Below are 17,222 nucleotides of genomic sequence, written 5' to 3'. Positions count from 1 at the left end.
AGAATGGAACTACAGTTAAGTATCAAATATTTTTTTAGCTAATCTATAGATTTCAAGGGCGGATTCCATGTATCGGTGCGGCAACCACGGTGGACGCGGACGAATGCCTGCCTGGGACGAGCCGTGTCAGCAGACACGTCTGATCTCGATCGCGGCCACGGGCGACATGAAGAGAAGGGCTGCGCGGCTCATGGCGTCATATCTGGCCGACCATGATGCTGGCGATTCCCCTGATGCTGTCGTCGGCACCCTGGCAGCAACCACAACGTGAGCTTCATCTTCTGGCCCGTCGCGCATCGGGTTACATGATTGTCGGAGGCGGACTCCTCGTACTGATCGTCAGCCGCAGCCGCCCTCGAAAGCGCCCCGGTGCCAAGAGCTGCACTCGTCAACATAGGGCCCTTAGGCGGGGCGGCCCGGTCATGGTGGGCCGCCAGAAGAGCACAGGGGATCTGCAAAAAGACAGAATCCACGAACTCGCGGTGCTTAACAACGCCAAGGGCTTTCAGTCACCACGATCCTGACGCGGGATGCCGGTCAGTCGCTATCTGAGCCCCAAGCGGACCCAATGCAACCGAAGAACCGTAGAAACCGTGGCATCGGCGGCAACCAGGCGATACCGAGGCGTGGGGCCAGGATGGGCCAGTTTGCAACCCGGCCGGGGGTTCAGTACCTGACTAGGCAATGTTATTCCACGCCAACCTTTTCAGGAGAATGCTTAATTGCCTATTCCTCCAGAGTTACCAACCCTCTACTGATGGCGGTCGCGGCCGCAGCGGCACGGCCCACCACACCGAGCTTGCTGCAGACCCGCTGTAAGTGAGTTTTCACTGTTGCTTCGCTGATATACAGGTCAGCCCCGATTTCGGAGTTGGTGAGTCCATGTGCGACCAACCGAAGCACTTCAAGTTCTCTGGATGAAAGTTGTTGATTAGTAGGCTGATTGATCATCTTCATGAGTCGCCCGGCCAATGATGGCGCAAGCACCGTTTTGCCGCTGGCGGCATCCCGGATGGCATTAGCTAACTCAACGCACGACGCATCTTTGAGCAAGTACCCGGCGGCGCCAGCTTCGACCGCGGGGATAATGTCACTGTCCGAGTCGTACGTGGTCAAGATGATAACGCGCGACGGCGATGGTCCAGCCACGATAGCGGCAGTGGCTGCAACGCCATCAATGCCGGGCATCTTCAGATCCATGATGACAACATCTGGGCGCAATGACCGCACGAGCTCTAACGCTTGGCTGCCCGAGCCGGCCTCGCCCACGACACAAATATCCGGTTCTGAGTCGATCATTCCTCGCAGTCCTTCGCGCACTACCGGATGGTCATCCACCAGTAACACCGTGATCACAGCGGTACCTCCAGCTCAATCCTGACGCCCGCTTTAGGACTCGAGTGAACAGACACCCTGCCGCCGATCTGCGCTACGCGAGTCCGGATTCCCGGCAGCCCGAACCCAGGTTGGTAACTGCCGGGCAATCCGATCCCGTCATCGACAACATTTAGGCGCACTCCCATCAGCGAACGAGCCAGTTCAATGCGTACTTTGCTGGCACGGGAATGCTTACGAACATTGGAAATCGCCTCCTGAGTGACACGTAGTAACACCACTTCAACGGAGGTGCTAAGCCTCGGCAGTTTCGGGTCTGCCGAGACTTGGGCCTTAATTCCGGTTTGCTGCTCCAGCTGCATGGCCAACCGCTCCATCGCTGCGGTCAACGATAGGTTCCACATCGCAGCTGGCGTGAGTTCACTGACCATAGCCCGTGCTTCGTTGAGACTTTCCCGAGCGGTGGAAATCACCAGCCGCAGATGTTGTTTGGCAGTATGCGGCCGTTCATAGAACTCAGTTTCGATAGCTTGCGAAAGAGTAACGATGCTAGCGAACCCTTGGGCCAAGGTGTCGTGTATCTCCAGGGCAAGCCTCTCGCGCTCAGCGTTCACGCCCGCCTCCCTGGACAGCTGTTCGACTTCGGACCGACTTTTTGCCAGCTCAGTTGTCAGATAATCGAGGCGCATACTTATCCTGGCGCTTCTTGTGAGAATCACCCCCATCGTGGGGCCGGTAACTCCCGCGACGAAGGTCAATACCAATCCATATTCCCAGTGCAGCCAGTACCCGTCAGCGACCAAATACACGACCACCGCTGGAATGAAACTGATTAGGACCGCTACCGCACAAGCTGTTCGTATTGGCAACGCGGTGAATATGACCGGATAGACAGCACCCAAGGCGCCTAGCGCAGGTTGAGCGGCGAAGACAGCTGCAATAAACAGCCCAAGAGCCACAAACATAATCACCAGAGGCTCGAGGCGGCGATCCTCTATAAAATTCTGCTTTGCCCAATAAATCATGGTGGCAGCCATTAACACAAGCAGAACAATTGATGCGAGAACCTTTCCCGGGAAATAGCTGTCCAACACCAAGACACAGACAATTCCCAAGGTGCAAGAGCACACTACATAGGCGGTCATGCCGGGAAACCACTTTTCAACGCGGAGAATCGCACCGGCTCGATCGGACTGGTTCATGGACTAGTGCTGCCTTGACTGCGTGGTGAGCCCCGCCGCCTGTCGGCTGCAAGCTTGCATGCTACCTCCGAAATATCCTGTCTAATTTATTGGCCGTGCACGCGACGCTTGAGTCCATGCGATCCGGCCCAGTTACAAGAAATCAGATTCTTCAGCATCAAATAGCTACCACATATCCGCTAATTGGATATCTTCGTGTCCCCCAAATAGGGGAAACGAGTCATACAAAACCATTACCGCCGACCCTCAACCGCGTACACGATCACATCAACACCACTCCAGCACCGATCTTTAGGCGAAACAAGCGGCTCATTAGAGCGAGATTATATTGATATTTTGATTTCCTTGCAATCTAGAGTGTGCGCGGGTCGTTTCCAGGCAACCGGTCTACCCACCATCCAGTCACAGCCCCAGCGCCTTGGCATGGTTCGACTATGTCCTGGCAACTCAGGTATCGGACAGATCGGCATAGGCAATGATCTCTTGGCCTCCTACGCCTCCCGCACCGAAGCGATCGCCGACTTGCCGGCCATCTTTCCTGGCGATCCCGCAACCATTGAGGGAATCATCGCCGCCTAACTAGACCTCATCTCACGAGCTCACGTCCACAACATGAAGATCTCCGTAGCGACCATCGCCCCTACTGCGACTCGGACATGTACCCACCCCCGCCTCGAAGGCGCCCCATTGATCGGCGTCGGGTCCGGGTGTCGCCGCCGGGCCCGGTGGCAAGCGCGCCGCGGCGGGCGGGTCAGTCGGTTTCGTGCGCGGTGCGCCGGAACTCGCGCGGGTTGAGCCCGCGTACCCGTTTGAATGCGGCGCTGAATCCGAAGCCGTCGGCGTAGCCGACGGCGTGGGCAATGTCGGCCACGCTCATGGCCGTTTCTTCCAGCAGCATCAACCCCGCCCAGCCCCGACCAGTATGGTTCGAAGCCACCGGCGAGCGCACCATCCAATTATTCACCGGCCCAGATACTGTCAAGATTGCCCGCCTAAGCGCCGATCCCCGCGCCTCCATCATCATCGCCACACCTGTCGGAGAACCAGAACAATGGTTATCTATCACCGGCGCGGTCACCCTGCACACAGACCGCACCCAGGAACTGATAGAACGACTATTCGCACGCTATTGGGGCGACGCCGCCGCGCAACACGGCGACCAACTCGCGCACACATGACGACCCAACCATCGGTGCGAGTCGTCATCCATCCCGAGCAAGTGCGAAGGGCCACAAACCAACCCGCGCCAGACGCGTCAGGCGCTGTGCGATACCCCGAATGAATAGCGCTGTATATCTTGGTCCCCAGCTTTTGGGAGTGATGCTGGCTTGCTCGGGTAGGCAGCGAGTGGCTTGGTGTCCGGCCTCTGCAGATCTCGATGAGCCGCTTACTAGTTAGAACCTGACGGCGGCACAAACCAACCCCAACTATGCGCCTAAAAAGGGCTCTTAAGCCTACAATCTTCGACCGCTATCCGCGGAGTCGCTACTTTGGAAGCATGACCTCATTGGATGATCCACAAGTCCGGCAGTTTCTATCGGAAGGGACGAAGGTCGGCAAGCTTGGCTACCTGGCGAAGGATGGCAGACCGTTGGTGTCACCGATCTGGTTCTTACTCAAAAACGACACTCTAATCTTCTGCACATCACCGGACGAGGCGAAAGGCAAAGCACTGCAACGGGACCCACGTGTCGTGCTCACCGTAGACATCGAGACGCCGCCTTATTCCTATATCCAGATACAAGGCACGGCAGAGGCAGACGCCGATCCTGAACACGTGAAAAGCGCATTCCGTGAAATCGCCAACCGTTACCTCCCGCACGAGGCCGCAGAAGCATACGTGAACAAGCAGGGACCCGAACCACGCGGGGTCCTTTTCGTAATCCACCCGACAAAAGTGGTCTCGTTGTTCGACTTGCTTTAACTACATGAGAGCTCAGTTGCCACCGACGCGGCTCATCAAGCGCGCACGCCGAGTTTGTTGTCCAGGTATTCCTGGCGGCAGGCTCGGCGTGCGAGCTTTCCGCTGGTGGTACGCGGTATAGCGCCTGCCTGAACCAGCTGGATGTCCGCGATGGGCAGGCTGTGACGCCATGAGACGGCCGCGCGGATCGCATCGACAATGGGCTCCGGTGCCGCACGGCCCGCGCCCGCCGCACGCTCGGCCACGATGACCACCCGCTCCCCCGTGCCGTTACCCTGATCGACGCCAGCGGGCAGCTCGTCCGCGGGCACCGAGAACGCCGCCACGAAACCGCGTCGCACCGCCGGTGAGGCTTCCTCGACGGTGGCCTCGATGTCCTGCGGATAGTGGTTACGGCCATCGATGATGACCAGATCCTTGACCCGTCCGGTGATATACAGCTCACCGTCGAGGTACACACCCAGGTCTCCGGTGCGGAACCAGGTAGCGCCGGGCTCGGTGCCGGTGGCATGGCTGCCCTGGTCGAGCCGGGCCTGCAGCTTGTTACGGAAGGAGAAGTCGGTTTCCTTGGGCCTGCCCCAGTAACCGCGGCCGAGGTTGTCGCCGTGCAGCCAGATCTCCCCGACTTCGCCGTCGGCCAGCTCAGTATCGGCATTGGGGTTGACGATCACGGCCCACTGGCTGCGCGAGATCTTGCCGCAGGACACCTGCGGAACCGCATGCTCATCATCCTCGGCGACCCGGACGGCACGGCCGTTGCCCAGCTCCCTGCGATCCAGGTACACCACCGAGGCCTCGGCATCGGAAGGAATGGTGGACACGAACAGCGTCGCCTCGGCCATGCCGTAGGAAGGCTTGATAGTCGTCGGCGGCAGTCCGTAGGGCCCGAAAGCGTCGTTGAACTTGCGGATCGAGGAGATGCTCACCGGCTCGGAACCGTTGATCAGACCCGCGACATTGCTCAGATCGAGTTCCTCGTTGTCCTTGGGCAGACCGCGCTCGGCGGCCAGCTCGAAGGCGAAGTTCGGTGCGGCGGCGAAGGTTCGGCCCAGGTGCGCCTCGGCGGCCAGTTCCTTGATCCACCGTCCGGGACGGCGCACGAACGACACCGGCGACATCAAGGTGATCCGGCCGCCGCACAGCGGGAACAGAATCATCAGCAGGCCCATGTCGTGGTACAGCGGCAGCCAGCTGACACTGCGGATGCTGTCATCCAGGCCCACCGAGATGATCATCTGCAGAACGTTGGTCATCACCGCACGGTGCGTGATCTCCACACCAGCGGGAACCCGGGTCGATCCCGACGTGTACTGCAGGTATGCGATGTCATCGGTATCCGGTGTGACCTTGACGTAGGTGGCGGCCACCGAATCGGGGACGCTGTCGACCGCGACCACACGGGGGCGCCGTTCCCGGGGCAGCCCGCGGACAAATCTGCTGACCGATTCCGCGGCGGCATTGTTGGTCAGCACCACGGTGGGCTGCGCATCGGTGAGGACCGCATCCAGCCGTTCGGAGTGGCCAGGAAGCTCCGGAGCAAACAGTGGAACGGCAATGTTGCCTGCCTCGATGGCGGCATAGAAACCGATCACATAGTCGATGCCCTGCGGAGCGAGGATCGCGACACGATCACCGGGCTTGGTGACTTGCTGCAGCCGTGCCGCTACGGCTTGCGAGCGCTGGCCAAGCTGTGTCCAGTTGAGATCGTTGGGTTCGCCATCGGAGTTCGCATTGAAGTCCAGGTATCGGTACGCGAATGTGTCGCCCAGCTGTTCGACGGCACGCTCAAGGTAATAGTTGACGGTGTAACCGTCTGGCAAGGTGATAGCACCTTTGCCGTCCAAGTACTCCTCAATACGCAACTTCACGGCGAAACCACCCTAGACGCAAGCGCCAAATCCCATTGCGATGCGTCATTAGCGATCGAGGATGGCTTGCGCCCACTGCCGAGGCAACTGCGGTATTCCGTGGCCGTGTCCATCATAATGCGCCTCCTCATCGCGCCCCTTGCTCCGGACATACATAAACCCAGGCAGCCGCAACCAGCACACGCGCTTCGTAGAAACTTCTGCGTGGCGTCCCGGGCGTTACAAGAAGAAGTGCGCGTTGGCGTGCTGTACGCGCCTCCGGGTAGACCGCAGGCGCCATGCACACCACCACCATGTCAGCAAGAATTAACTGGTCCGTACCGCCAACGCCCCGTTCTCGGATCAGCCGATACTGCTCGCCCGCGATCACATGGCCAGGGGCCGGCGGCGGGAATGGCGCTATCGCCACTACGTCGGTAGGCGCCTGCGGACTACCCGCCACAATTCGGGAGCACGCACAAAGCAGCGCAGCCGAAACGTACAGCATCACTGCGCTAAACACGCGCACCAAACGGACCGTATTCCACCTGCGCCGCATCGGCCCGTCGCGATGTCCTAGCCGAATAACCGCGCCCCTCCCAGACTGCCGAATACCGCTCTTCACCAACCGGACATGCGAACCTTGGCCATAGCAATAACGGCGTAACAACTAAGACTGCAGATGGTTTACATCATAAACTAGCTGAGATTGAGTGCGCTACCCTTGAGGTGGTCGGCACTTTCGGGGTGAATAGGCCAACACACCGCGAAGGACTCAGGACGCAGGAATCCAAGTGGTGTGCGCGATCAGGTAGCCGGAGACCAGCATGCGCGAGTCGCAGGTCAGTTGGTACAAGCTACCCCAGTCAGGTAAGGGATTTGAGCACCGCAGCTGCGGGGACGACTGAGACGCTGATGGCCCTGGACACTGCAACACCTACGCGCAGACCAAGCTCTACCAGCATATCGAACTGTTCAGGGACGGCCTGCGCCAAACCGGCGTGGAATTGGCCCGCCGCCTCGGCTGCCTGAACCCCTGCAAGCGGGTATCGCGCGCCGATCCTGACCGTGGGCAGTTCGTCGTCGGGGACGGCACGGTAGTGCCACCTCCGTATCGCAAGAAGACCGTCGAGCGGCTCACCGCCGCCGGGCGCTGTCGCGTCACATCGTCGCCCACCTTCTTCACTCAGATCAAATGCACGTGCCGCGACACTCACGACATCTGGACCGTCGACGGTCACCTATACGAACGCAGCATCATTGATACCGGTGAAATGGCCTACGAGCCACTGCCGGTCGCGAAAATCTACGCGCGCCACAACAAAGGTGGAATCCACCGCTGGTACATCGACTTCGCCACCACCTTGTGACACCGTGCAAGCCCACAGCATCGACAACACCAAAGAAGATGACAAACGCGGCTACAACCGCGTCGAACACCTGCGCCAGCACACCAAAACCGACACCGGCCAAAGCGTTTACGACCGCTGCTACGGCTGGCGCGAAGACTCCGTCATGATCGGATTCGCCTTGGGCCGCAACGTGGTTGCCCACTACCTACACCGGCACCGTCAAAAAAACCGTCAACGCCTAACAGGGCAACCCTCTATCTATCACCCAGTCACATAAGACCCATTAATCCCACTGGATCGCCTGGGCACCAAAAGCAACATCACCGGCTCGCCGTGATCCGTCGTCCGAAACATCCCCACCGACCCGCTAGAGTTTTAGACACCTATTCACATAGGTCCCCCGCCCTCGTAGCTCAGGGGATAGAGCACGGCTCTCCTAAAGCCGGTGTCGCAGGTTCGAATCCTGCCGAGGGCACCCATTTCCGTGTATGACGTCGGGTGATGCTTGACGTTTCTATGTCGGTTGATGCCTGACGGTGTTTCGGCTGATGCTTTACGGCTGTTTCGGTTGATCCTTGACACTCCCTGGATGAGGGAGTTGAGCGTGGTCGAGCAGAGGTATCAGGCCGTGTTGGCTGTGATTAGTGACGGGTTATCGATTTCGCAGGTGGCCTCCAAGGTGGGGGTGTCGCGGCAGACGCTGCATGCGTGGTTGGCCCGCTATGAGGCGCAGGGGTTGGAGGGGTTGGCGGATCGGTCGCATCGGCCGGCGTCGTGTCCGCATCAGATGCCGGCCCAGGTGGAGGCGGCGGTGTTGGAGTTGCGGCGCTCGCGTCCGTATTGGGGTCCGCGCCGGTTGGTGTTCGAACTCGCTAAACGCAATGTGCGTCCGGTGCCGTCGGAGTCGGCGGTGTATCGGGCGTTGCTGCGGGCGGGGTTGGTTGACCCGGCGTTGCGGGATCGGCGTTCGCGTAAATGGAAACGCTGGGAGCGCGGGGCGCCGATGGAATTGTGGCAGATGGATGTGGTGGGCGGGTTCCCGTTGGCCGATGGCAGCTGCGCTAAGGCGTTGACGGGGGTTGATGATCATTCGCGGATGTGTGTTTGTGCTCGGTTGATGGCCCGGGAACGCACTAGGGCGGTCTGTGACGGCTTGCGCGAGGCGATCGCTTCTTTTGGTGTGCCGCAGCAGATTCTGACCGATAACGGGAAGGTGTTCACGGGCCGGTTCAATCATCCGCCGGTCGAGGTGCTCTTTGATGCGATCTGCCGCGAGCACGGCATCGAGCACTTACTGACTCAACCCCGCTCGCCGACCACGACCGGCAAGATCGAGCGGTTCCACCGCAGTCTGCGGGTCGAGTTCCTTTCCCAGGTCAAACCTTTCGCCAACCTCAACGCTGCCCAGCATGCTTTGGACGAATGGGTGCTCGATTACAACACCAATCGCCCACATCAGTCCTTGAAGATGGATACCCCGGCCCAGCGTTTCACCGCGCGATCCCCGGTGCCGCCGTCCTTGGCACCGGCGGCAATGGCCAGTGCCACCGAGCGCGGTGGCCAGGATTGGGTAGCGCGGACAGTGACCACGAACGGGGTGGTGTGTGTTTCCTGGCAGCAGGTCTCGGTGGGTCGCCACCATGCCGGGTCTCGCTGCGATGTGCACGTCGATGGCGACCTGCTGCGGTTCTGGATCGGTGACAACCTCGTGAAAACCGCCGCTCGCGCCAGTACCGGTGCGGTAAGAAACAAGAAGGCCTGCCGCAACCGCGACCAGGCCTAACCACAACAAGAGTGTCAAGGATCAACCGACACACATCCATCAACCATCAACCGAAGACAAACAAGGGCACCCATTTCCGCTACTTCGCGCCGTTTCACCCAGCGGTTCTCGTGCTTGAGATCGAGACGGCCTGAAACCTCCCATCATCCGCGCAGCACAACTATGCCAGCGTGCCCGATGTATCCCGCCGGCTCTGATCACCAGAACACCATCAATTTCGGTTGCTACTGATAGCTTCGCTCCAAAGACACGATCCCCACGAGGAACGTGCCCCTGTACATCCACCAATCCGCATAGTCAGGCTCCTTTTTCCTCAATACCATCGAACAGCCGCGATCTGCCGCGGAAGCGGCGGCAAGACCTTGCCCTTCGTCCCAGTTGGTTACATACACGGAAATATCTCTATTCTCGTCGTAATCCGAGAGCTGCAGCCGATAATATGCTCTCAATTTTCGCCCCTATCCCATAAATGAGATGCATCGCGAAAAACAAACCGTGCACATCCAAGTGCGCGACCCACAGCCTCTAGTGACACACCCGGTTGCGGAGCTATATCACTGAGCGTGCCGATGCTGATTTGCGTCCCATTTAGGTCAATTGGGTCCATTAAATTCTCCGATTGATCTGTGGAGCATGACAACGATGGGCGTACGTGTACGGGATCACTCTGCGCATCAGTATTCTTTGTCCGAAAAGTAGCCATAAGGAAGAACACGATCAGTGAAAGCCAGAAAAGTAGTTCCATTGCCTCAGACCAACAATACGCAGCGCTACCCCATCCCGGCACTGTGCCAATCATAGAAATCTGCTCAATGTCGGGCCCCTGCCTGACGGTATTCCGCACTCGATCATGCAACCGATTATTATCGCGATCACGCACGTTGTACGTCCACATTTACAGATCAGTGCCATGGCTATCCATGAATTTCCAATTTCATCCATTAGCGCATGTTTTATGTTCGGCATTGATTGATACGGAACTCAGGAATACGAGAACTGCACACCGAATAGCCCTCACTATTTCAAGATATAAAGAAACGCCTCGACTAGCCGTTTCTCATCGATAGCGAGTTGACGGGCGGGCGATCATCAACAGCATTCCTGCACACACGACGATGGCCACGAATGCAAGAACGGTGACGATTCGCCATATTGTCACTGTGGCAACATTCTGGGTACCGCTGACTACGTTTTCCTGTTTACGTACGGCGTCGCACCACAGCTTGCGAAAGGTGTCGACATCGCCGTCCAGCTGACGCACAACCAGATGGAGGATCTCCCATGACGGGATCGCCCCGGGCGCGAAGGCTTTGGCGACCGTCGTGTGACTGCACCCGATAGCCCGGCTGATACTGCGAAAACTGGGCCGGCCGGCCATGAAACGCAACTCGGCTAGTTCAGCATTGAGCGGGTAGACATGGTTATCAGGCATTGTCTGAAGACTTCTCTATTGCCAATTTCGTGCTGCCAGGGGCGAATCAACCAGCACCGCATTTAGCCCAATCTTGCGAGCCAGGCGAAAATCATCCTCGGTTTTCACTGCAAACCCAATCGTCTTCATGTCAGCATGCTGAGAGTTGAAACACTCGATAGAGCTGGGGTCCCAGAGCTCAGCATCGACTTGGGACACCCCCGTACCCAACGTAAATTTTTCAGACACAACGACATCGCGGCGGAGCTCAAAACCAGCCCATCTTCCGGCGCTTGGCGCTGGCTCACACCGATGGTTCAGTGCCATGTTCAAGAGACGCTGACGAGTCATATCACGACTTTCGGCGACCTTTAGACCACTCTGAGCCGCTAATGCAGACACTTCGGCATCCGTCGAATAGATAACTGATCTCTCTACAGCGGCGGTCTTGACGAGAACCCGGGAGACCGCGTCCACCAGGGGCTGAGCCGGCGTCTGCTTCAGGTCGAGGAACAGCGGCATACTCGGCGGGATCGCGCCGATCGCCTCCTCGAGGGTTGGTATCTGGACCGCCTTTTGACGATAGGGGTTGACGTCCTCTCTGGCGAAATTCCATCCCGCGTTCAGATCTTTCAATTGCTTCACCGTCTGGGCGTTCACCCGCCCCTTCCCATTTGTCAACACTGACAGGTCAACCGGGCGATACAGCACCGGTATCCCGTCACCGCTGATCTGGACGGTTACCCACATCCCATCGACACCTGATTTTTGAGCATTAACAATTGCCAGAAGTGTGTTTTCCGGATAATCGGCCATACCGCCGCGGTGCGCGATCAGCATTGGCCTGGAATCGATATCGACAGGGAGCCGGTCGTTGCTTGGTGGAGCTATTGTTTCCGCAAATGTCGCCTGCCCATTTTCGTCGCCGGTGTAATCGCCGCATCCAGCCACTGCCAATGCCATAGCCATAAAACCGGAAGTCAAAAACCATGCACCGAGCATTTACAGATCACCTCAAATTGGAAAGCAGCGCGGTTCATTCAACACCGCATCGGGAGTATTTATACGAAGGGTAGGACACTAAGTGTCATTCTGTCAACGCAGTGTTCAGCATAAATTTCTTACGGCTACCAACATTTCAGCGCACTAACCTCACGCTAATGCGGATCCGTCGATTGAAAGCTGAAATCAATCGGTCCGCAAAGATGCACTGCTGATCGATTGTCCGCCGAACCGTGCGCCTCTAGTCGCCCGCCGAGTGCTTTCCCGCACTTGACGACGATCCGCCATGGGCACCCGAACCCTCCGAACCACCACCCGCGCCCGAACCACCACCAGATGACGCCTCGGGCGCGCGATGCTTTCCACCCGACTCACTGGGCGAAGCCACCTTGACCTTCACCTTGGGCGACGTACCCGAAGAATCCTCGTGATGCCTGCCGCTGTCGGAGTCCTGCTTGGTCTTGTTTCCCTTCGAAGAACCAGCCGCTTCAGCGGGAGCCGACTTAGCACTGTCGGTCTTCGTTGAGGCGGTGGATTCATCAGTGTTGGTCACTGTAGAGGTGATCGCACCCCTCGTCTGCTTGATCGACCCGGCGGCCGAATCCTTGAGCGCACTGTTCGCCTTATCGACCTTGTCCTGCAGCTTCTCCTTGACGACCGGCTTCGCCGGCTTTCCCTTATCTTTCGAGACCTCCTGATGCTGACCAGAATCATTGTCCTGCTTGCTCTTAGAAGCCTTGGATGCAGCATCCACAATCGGCTTTGTGCTAGCAGTCTTCGCCGCGGCAGATGCATCGGTGTTGGTTGTCGCCGAAGCTATGCCATTGGCGGCATCCTGGGTGGCAGTCACCGGCTTCTTCAGCGACTGGCCTGGCTTGTCCCGCGGCTCCTCGTGCATCACTGGCTTGAGAGGCCTGTCCCCTGTCTTCGTGTCATCCTTAGGCCCGGCCTTGAGATCTACCTTCGCGGTGTCCTTAACCGATTCGGCAGCGTGCGGCGCCGAGGACTCACCGTCTACAACCACACTCGGCTTCGATGCGGAAAGTGCTGCAGATGCGTCCTTCTCAAGAGTCGGCGCACTGTCGCCGTTGACGACGGCCGCTTCCTTTTCCTTGCCTGATCCGCTGGTGCCGAGCAGGTGCGACGCGAGGTCCGGTGTTCCGGCGGTGAGCTGCTGAGGCTTGGGGAGCGTTTCCGGCATCGCAATCAGAGCGGCGGTGGAGCGCGCGGCCACTGCATGAGCACCCGCGCTCTGCACTGCCCCGAGGAGCCCGTTGTCCAACGACTTAGTTGATTCGTTGATCGCGCGATTGGCATCGAAGAGTGGCTTGCTCGCGTCGATATTCAGGCCCTTTATCGCGGCCCGCCCCTGGTCGATCACTCTGTTCACCTGAACTGTGGCGGCGTCGAGTGCATCGGCCACCGGCTTGAGCATGTTCTGCGCCTGGTTGAACATGGGGTTGGCGATGCTCTTGAGCCGGGTCAGTCCGTCGCGCACCGCGTGAGCCACAGATATGACCAGCGCGTTCTTATAGATGGCATCCCCAAGTTCGCTGTTACCGAACAACGTCAGTCTCTGCTTCTCCGGGCTCAGCAGGTTATTGCTGAAACCGTCGATCAGCGCGTTGAACACCGTCTGCGGGACTTCAAAACGCTGCGCCCAGTTGATGTTGGTCGGCGCCCTGAAGACATCCGTTTGCACAGCGGCCATATCCATACCGCGGGTAAAGGTCATCACGCCGTTGGCGTCGGTGGTGCTCTTGACATCTTGGTAACCAACCGCAACCAGCTGGGTGAGCGCACTCTCAAACGAATCGGCAACGGGTGTGGTGATGTCCGCCAGGCCCGTGTATCCGAGTAGGCGAGGCAGCATGTGGAAGGGCTCGAGGAGCGGAAGGTTGCCCGAGTCGTAGGTGACGTAGGTGGAGATGCCCTGTACCGGGAACTTGAAGTCAGCGCCAAGGATCGACCGGAAGACCGGCCCCAGAACCGCATTCAGCGCACTGTTCAGGGGGCCATTGACCACATCGAGGATCGTGCCCTGGGTAAGTAGGTGGAGCCCCTGTCCCCCCGTCGGGTCCGCGGTGACCAACCCTGCGTTGATGAGCCCGGGAAGCAACTGACCGACAAGGTTGGCGGCCACCGGGACTGCCTTGTCCTTATCGGGGATCAGGTAGGTAGGCATAACCACACCCGCGACAGAATTCGCCCAGGCGAGTGGGTCAAGCGTCGACGGAGCGTCCGAAAGTAGGTCGTACTTCCACCCGACATCGGTGACGGAGATATTGAGAACCTTGGTGGCAAGACCAGCGTTGGCCCCTGCATTCGTGTAACTGCCCGCGCCGGGATTACTGAGGTTCAGCCCAAACAACTCCGAGATGGGGGTGACCATCGCCATCAGGCCGCCGCCCGGGCGCGACGTGTTGCGAAACAGTACAGCGACAACGCCAGTCACACCGTGCTTATCGTCACCCCACAAGGCACTGTCGGACTCGACGTCTTTGATCATCTGACGTAGCGCAAGCGCACTATCGGTCCCACCGAGACCGTCCCCGAGAATGAATGCGCGCCGCTGGTTGAGTACCGTCAGCAAGTCATTGCCGATCGCGCTAATACCGGGAATCCAATTGATCCACGGGCTATTGAGAGTATCTACAACGCCTTCAAGCCCACTGAATGCGCCCATGCTGTAACTCAGCTCGTTCACGGAATCGTGAACGCCCGCCGGCCCGAAACCGGGCACCTTAGGCTCGACAGGGCTGATCGTGTTCAGCACGTCCAGCAGCGTCTTAACCGCCGAGGACAAACCGGGATCATTAAGCAACCCGACCGCGTTAGTCAGGACTGCATCCGGGCTGCCGACCCCAGCCAGGCGCAACGCCTGGAAGACGGGCCCCACCCCATAGATGCCCACCATCGAGGCAAGTTGAACTTCCAGACTCATCGCACGCGGAGCGAGTGCTGCGGCGGCCTGAGGCTCGGGACGTGAGAAATCGACGGTGGCCGGCGCCGCCACACCGACTGTCAGCGCCGTCACTGTCACCAGCGCCGTCGTCGCCAACATCACCCGCGACGTAGAAAATGGCAGGCGGGCAGGCACCGGCGCGCCGGCAAGGACTTGCTTCCCCGATCGCTTGGGAACGTCATTCGACGACCGAACATCCCGACCCGACATAAGCACGACACCTCTCCTCAGAAAATTTGAGCAGCGTTGTACGCCGAAAGTCCCACTGGCCATTGAGAAATCGGCAATGCCTATTCGCAGCGAATTTGCAAGGAACGCCCCGAACCACAGCCATGTGCAATCAGCATCTGGTACTCGAGGGAAAGCTCGTCGCCAGTTAGGGGTACCACCCAAGGAACCGTAGGACACAGAGTGTCATGCTGTCAACGATGTGTTCTGGCGCTAACACGCATTTACCGATTGAATGCGGTGACCGTTCGGTCCGCAAAGGCCTGCTCGAAAGATTGTGCGCCACAAGGCCGCACACCAAAACTCGGGAAGCCCTGCGGGCCATCGACCGAGTATCAGTAGGCGCCCTCGCTGCGCACCACCGCGCCGACAGTCCGGGAAATGATGCGTATATCGAGCCCCATGGACCAGTTGTCGACATACGAGATGTCGTGACGGATAGATTCGTCGACGGAAAGATCGTTACGGCCGCTGACTTGCCATTGGCCGGTAACACCCGGTTTCACCAGGAGCCGTCGCCGCATCGTCTCGTCATAGGCGTCGACCTCCCGCTGCACCTGCGGCCGCGGCCCGACAACGCTCATGTCACCGAACAGCACGTTGAAGAACTGGGGCAGTTCATCGAGGCTGTACTTCCGGATGAACGCCCCCACCGGGGTGATGCGGGGATCTTCCTTCGCCTTGAAGAAGACGGGCGTACTTCCTGCCGAGTCGATCATCGCCGCGGTATCGCGGTCGGCGCCCGTGTACATACTGCGGAACTTGATCATCCGAAATGGCACGCCGTCCAAGCCGATTCGTTCAGACACATAGAGCACCGGCCCGGCGCTGGTGAGCTTGATGGCCGCGGCAATCGCGAGCATCACCGGCGCGGTGGCCAGAATGGCGGCCGCTGCGAACGCCATGTCGAATGCTTCCTTCGACATCGATCGGGCCCGGCGATGGCCCGGGGCGAGCATCTCCAGCATATGGACCCGCTCCAAACCCCGCTCCGCTGTCGTCACGACGGTCTCGTCCACGTCCCCAGGAGATGCCGCGAGCTCGATTCCCAGATCTCCGAGCTCGGAGGCCAGCACTGAAAGCTCCTTGCGTCCAAGGTCATTGGTCATCGCGACCGCGACGATCTGAGCCGATGTCCGCCGCGCCGCCTCGACCACATGGCGATCGTCGCCGACTATCGGCACGCGGTGATCACCGACCTCGATCGCCTGCCCGCCAAGCCAATGATCAACTCCAGGAGTGCACGCGCCGACAACCTCGAAGCCACTGCCCCGGTGACGGCCGAAGGCGGTGATCATCTCCCGCACAGCGTCGTGATCGCCCGCCAGCAGCACCGGAGTCCGGCTCGCCGAGCCCCAGATACGCCGCAGCCCATACCGGGCTACGAGTATGCCCAACAGTCCAAGCGGTATCTCGATCGCCAAATGCCGGATATCGATCAGCTCGATACGCGAGATGAGATAGGTGAGCAGCACAATCGTGAATAGCTGGAACGTGACACTGACGACCGTCTGCCATTGCTGCAAGACCGCCCGCAACGCCTTTCCCGGGCCGACCGTGTGCAGCGAGAGCGCAGCAAACCACGTGACGGCGATCACAACATCCGTTGCCGCATACCAGCGGCCCAGGTCCTGGCGCCCGGACAGCAGATGATGCGCGAGCTGATACGAGACCAGTGACGTGAGGGCGATGGCCACCAGGTCAGCCGCCGGCGCCCATCGTCGGTGCAGGTAGAACAGCCCCCCAGGGCGTGCTTCTACCCTCCGTTGAATTCCGTCACTAACGACGCTCTTCAAATCCATAAGTGCACTTGACCCGTTCGTTCATATCGGCTGATTCGTATGGACGATTTAGGCAATTGAGCCCGACCTATTTACGTGTAGAGGTTTCCATAACGACCAAAAACACGCCACGTGATGACTGTCACGCTACTTCACGGGTCGCAACGTCACAAATGAAAGTTTTATTGCAGGGAAATAAGAATCATCTAACAAACATCTCCCACCGCCACCTATTGCTAATCTTCACGCCAATCACACAACGCTCACCGGCAAGTAACATTTCCATAACATGACCAGTTCAGGATGATTCAGGCAACGCGGAACGCGTCCGCCCTAGTCTGCCACAGCGTTATCTCGAGCACCACACACCCGCTAGTTGCGGGCAAATTAAA

The 17,222-nt window shown here is 59.0% G+C and carries 13 protein-coding genes, 1 tRNA gene and 1 pseudogene; 7 read left to right on the top strand and 8 right to left on the bottom strand.

All coding sequences use genetic code 11. The features are described 5' to 3' along the window. Positions 1-726 precede the first annotated feature (726 nt). Positions 727-1,356: a response regulator gene (locus HBA99_RS04555; protein ID WP_070926191.1), complete on the bottom strand. Its 630-nt coding sequence runs from the start codon at positions 1,354-1,356 to the stop codon at positions 727-729. Further along, entirely contained in the window at positions 1,353-2,537 is a 1,185-nt protein-coding gene (locus tag HBA99_RS04550; protein ID WP_081347626.1) for a sensor histidine kinase, read from the bottom strand. Before HBA99_RS04550 ends, HBA99_RS04555 begins: the two co-directional genes overlap by 4 nt. A gap of 423 nt (positions 2,538-2,960) precedes the next feature. Here HBA99_RS04550 and HBA99_RS24695 point away from each other — a divergent pair, with 423 nt between their 5' ends. Beyond that, positions 2,961-3,116, top strand: a complete 156-nt coding sequence (locus HBA99_RS24695; protein WP_165615236.1) for a hypothetical protein — start codon at positions 2,961-2,963, stop codon at positions 3,114-3,116. Between the two features lie 172 nt (positions 3,117-3,288). On the opposite strand, the pseudogene HBA99_RS24775 reads toward HBA99_RS24695, so the two are convergent. Further along, positions 3,289-3,396: pseudogene (locus tag HBA99_RS24775) on the bottom strand (hypothetical protein); the annotation flags it as partial. Positions 3,397-3,412: 16 nt separating this feature from the next. Here HBA99_RS24775 and HBA99_RS24770 point away from each other — a divergent pair. Together HBA99_RS24770 and HBA99_RS04540 are read left to right on the top strand one after the other, a co-directional pair. Next, positions 3,413-3,715 (top strand): pyridoxamine 5'-phosphate oxidase family protein, encoded by a 303-nt coding sequence (locus tag HBA99_RS24770; protein WP_234796927.1) that lies wholly within the window; start codon positions 3,413-3,415, stop codon positions 3,713-3,715. A gap of 320 nt (positions 3,716-4,035) precedes the next feature. After that, complete coding sequence (locus HBA99_RS04540; protein WP_070951516.1) at positions 4,036-4,461, top strand: PPOX class F420-dependent oxidoreductase; 426 nt, start codon at positions 4,036-4,038, stop codon at positions 4,459-4,461. Between the two features lie 35 nt (positions 4,462-4,496). Here the strand turns inward: HBA99_RS04540 and HBA99_RS04535 are convergent, their stop codons facing one another. Beyond that, positions 4,497-6,329 (bottom strand): fatty acyl-AMP ligase, encoded by a 1,833-nt coding sequence (locus tag HBA99_RS04535; RefSeq protein ID WP_070926198.1) that lies wholly within the window; start codon positions 6,327-6,329, stop codon positions 4,497-4,499. 980 nt (positions 6,330-7,309) lie between these two features. Here HBA99_RS04535 and HBA99_RS24765 point away from each other — a divergent pair. From HBA99_RS24765 to HBA99_RS04515, 4 genes are all read left to right on the top strand, one after another. Then, entirely contained in the window at positions 7,310-7,678 is a 369-nt protein-coding gene (locus HBA99_RS24765) for a hypothetical protein (protein ID WP_234798054.1), read from the top strand. A 4-nt stretch (positions 7,679-7,682) separates the two neighbouring features. Beyond that, a complete protein-coding gene (locus HBA99_RS24760) occupies positions 7,683-7,937 on the top strand; it encodes a hypothetical protein (RefSeq protein ID WP_234796928.1) in 255 nt (84 codons plus the stop codon). Positions 7,938-8,062: 125 nt separating this feature from the next. Continuing rightward, a tRNA-Arg gene (locus tag HBA99_RS04520) sits at positions 8,063-8,135 on the top strand. Between the two features lie 114 nt (positions 8,136-8,249). Further along, entirely contained in the window at positions 8,250-9,443 is a 1,194-nt protein-coding gene (locus HBA99_RS04515; protein ID WP_070930680.1) for an IS481 family transposase, read from the top strand. 1,057 nt (positions 9,444-10,500) lie between these two features. Here the strand turns inward: HBA99_RS04515 and HBA99_RS04510 are convergent. From HBA99_RS04510 to HBA99_RS04495, 4 genes are all read right to left on the bottom strand, one after another. Continuing rightward, a complete protein-coding gene (locus HBA99_RS04510) occupies positions 10,501-10,875 on the bottom strand; it encodes a hypothetical protein (protein WP_070951517.1) in 375 nt (124 codons plus the stop codon). A gap of 15 nt (positions 10,876-10,890) precedes the next feature. Next, positions 10,891-11,856, bottom strand: coding sequence for a glycerophosphodiester phosphodiesterase family protein (locus HBA99_RS04505; protein ID WP_234798055.1), 966 nt, complete (start codon positions 11,854-11,856; stop codon positions 10,891-10,893). Between the two features lie 241 nt (positions 11,857-12,097). Continuing rightward, complete coding sequence (locus HBA99_RS24975; protein ID WP_337251454.1) at positions 12,098-15,031, bottom strand: hypothetical protein; 2,934 nt, start codon at positions 15,029-15,031, stop codon at positions 12,098-12,100. A gap of 353 nt (positions 15,032-15,384) precedes the next feature. Next, positions 15,385-16,851, bottom strand: a complete 1,467-nt coding sequence (locus HBA99_RS04495) for a sugar transferase (protein WP_057966532.1) — start codon at positions 16,849-16,851, stop codon at positions 15,385-15,387. Positions 16,852-17,222: the final 371 nt, after the last annotated feature.

The organism is Mycobacteroides chelonae (assembly GCF_016767715.1).
Taxonomy (GTDB): domain Bacteria; phylum Actinomycetota; class Actinomycetes; order Mycobacteriales; family Mycobacteriaceae; genus Mycobacterium; species Mycobacterium gwanakae.
This window is presented reverse-complemented; position numbering and strand designations above follow the sequence as displayed.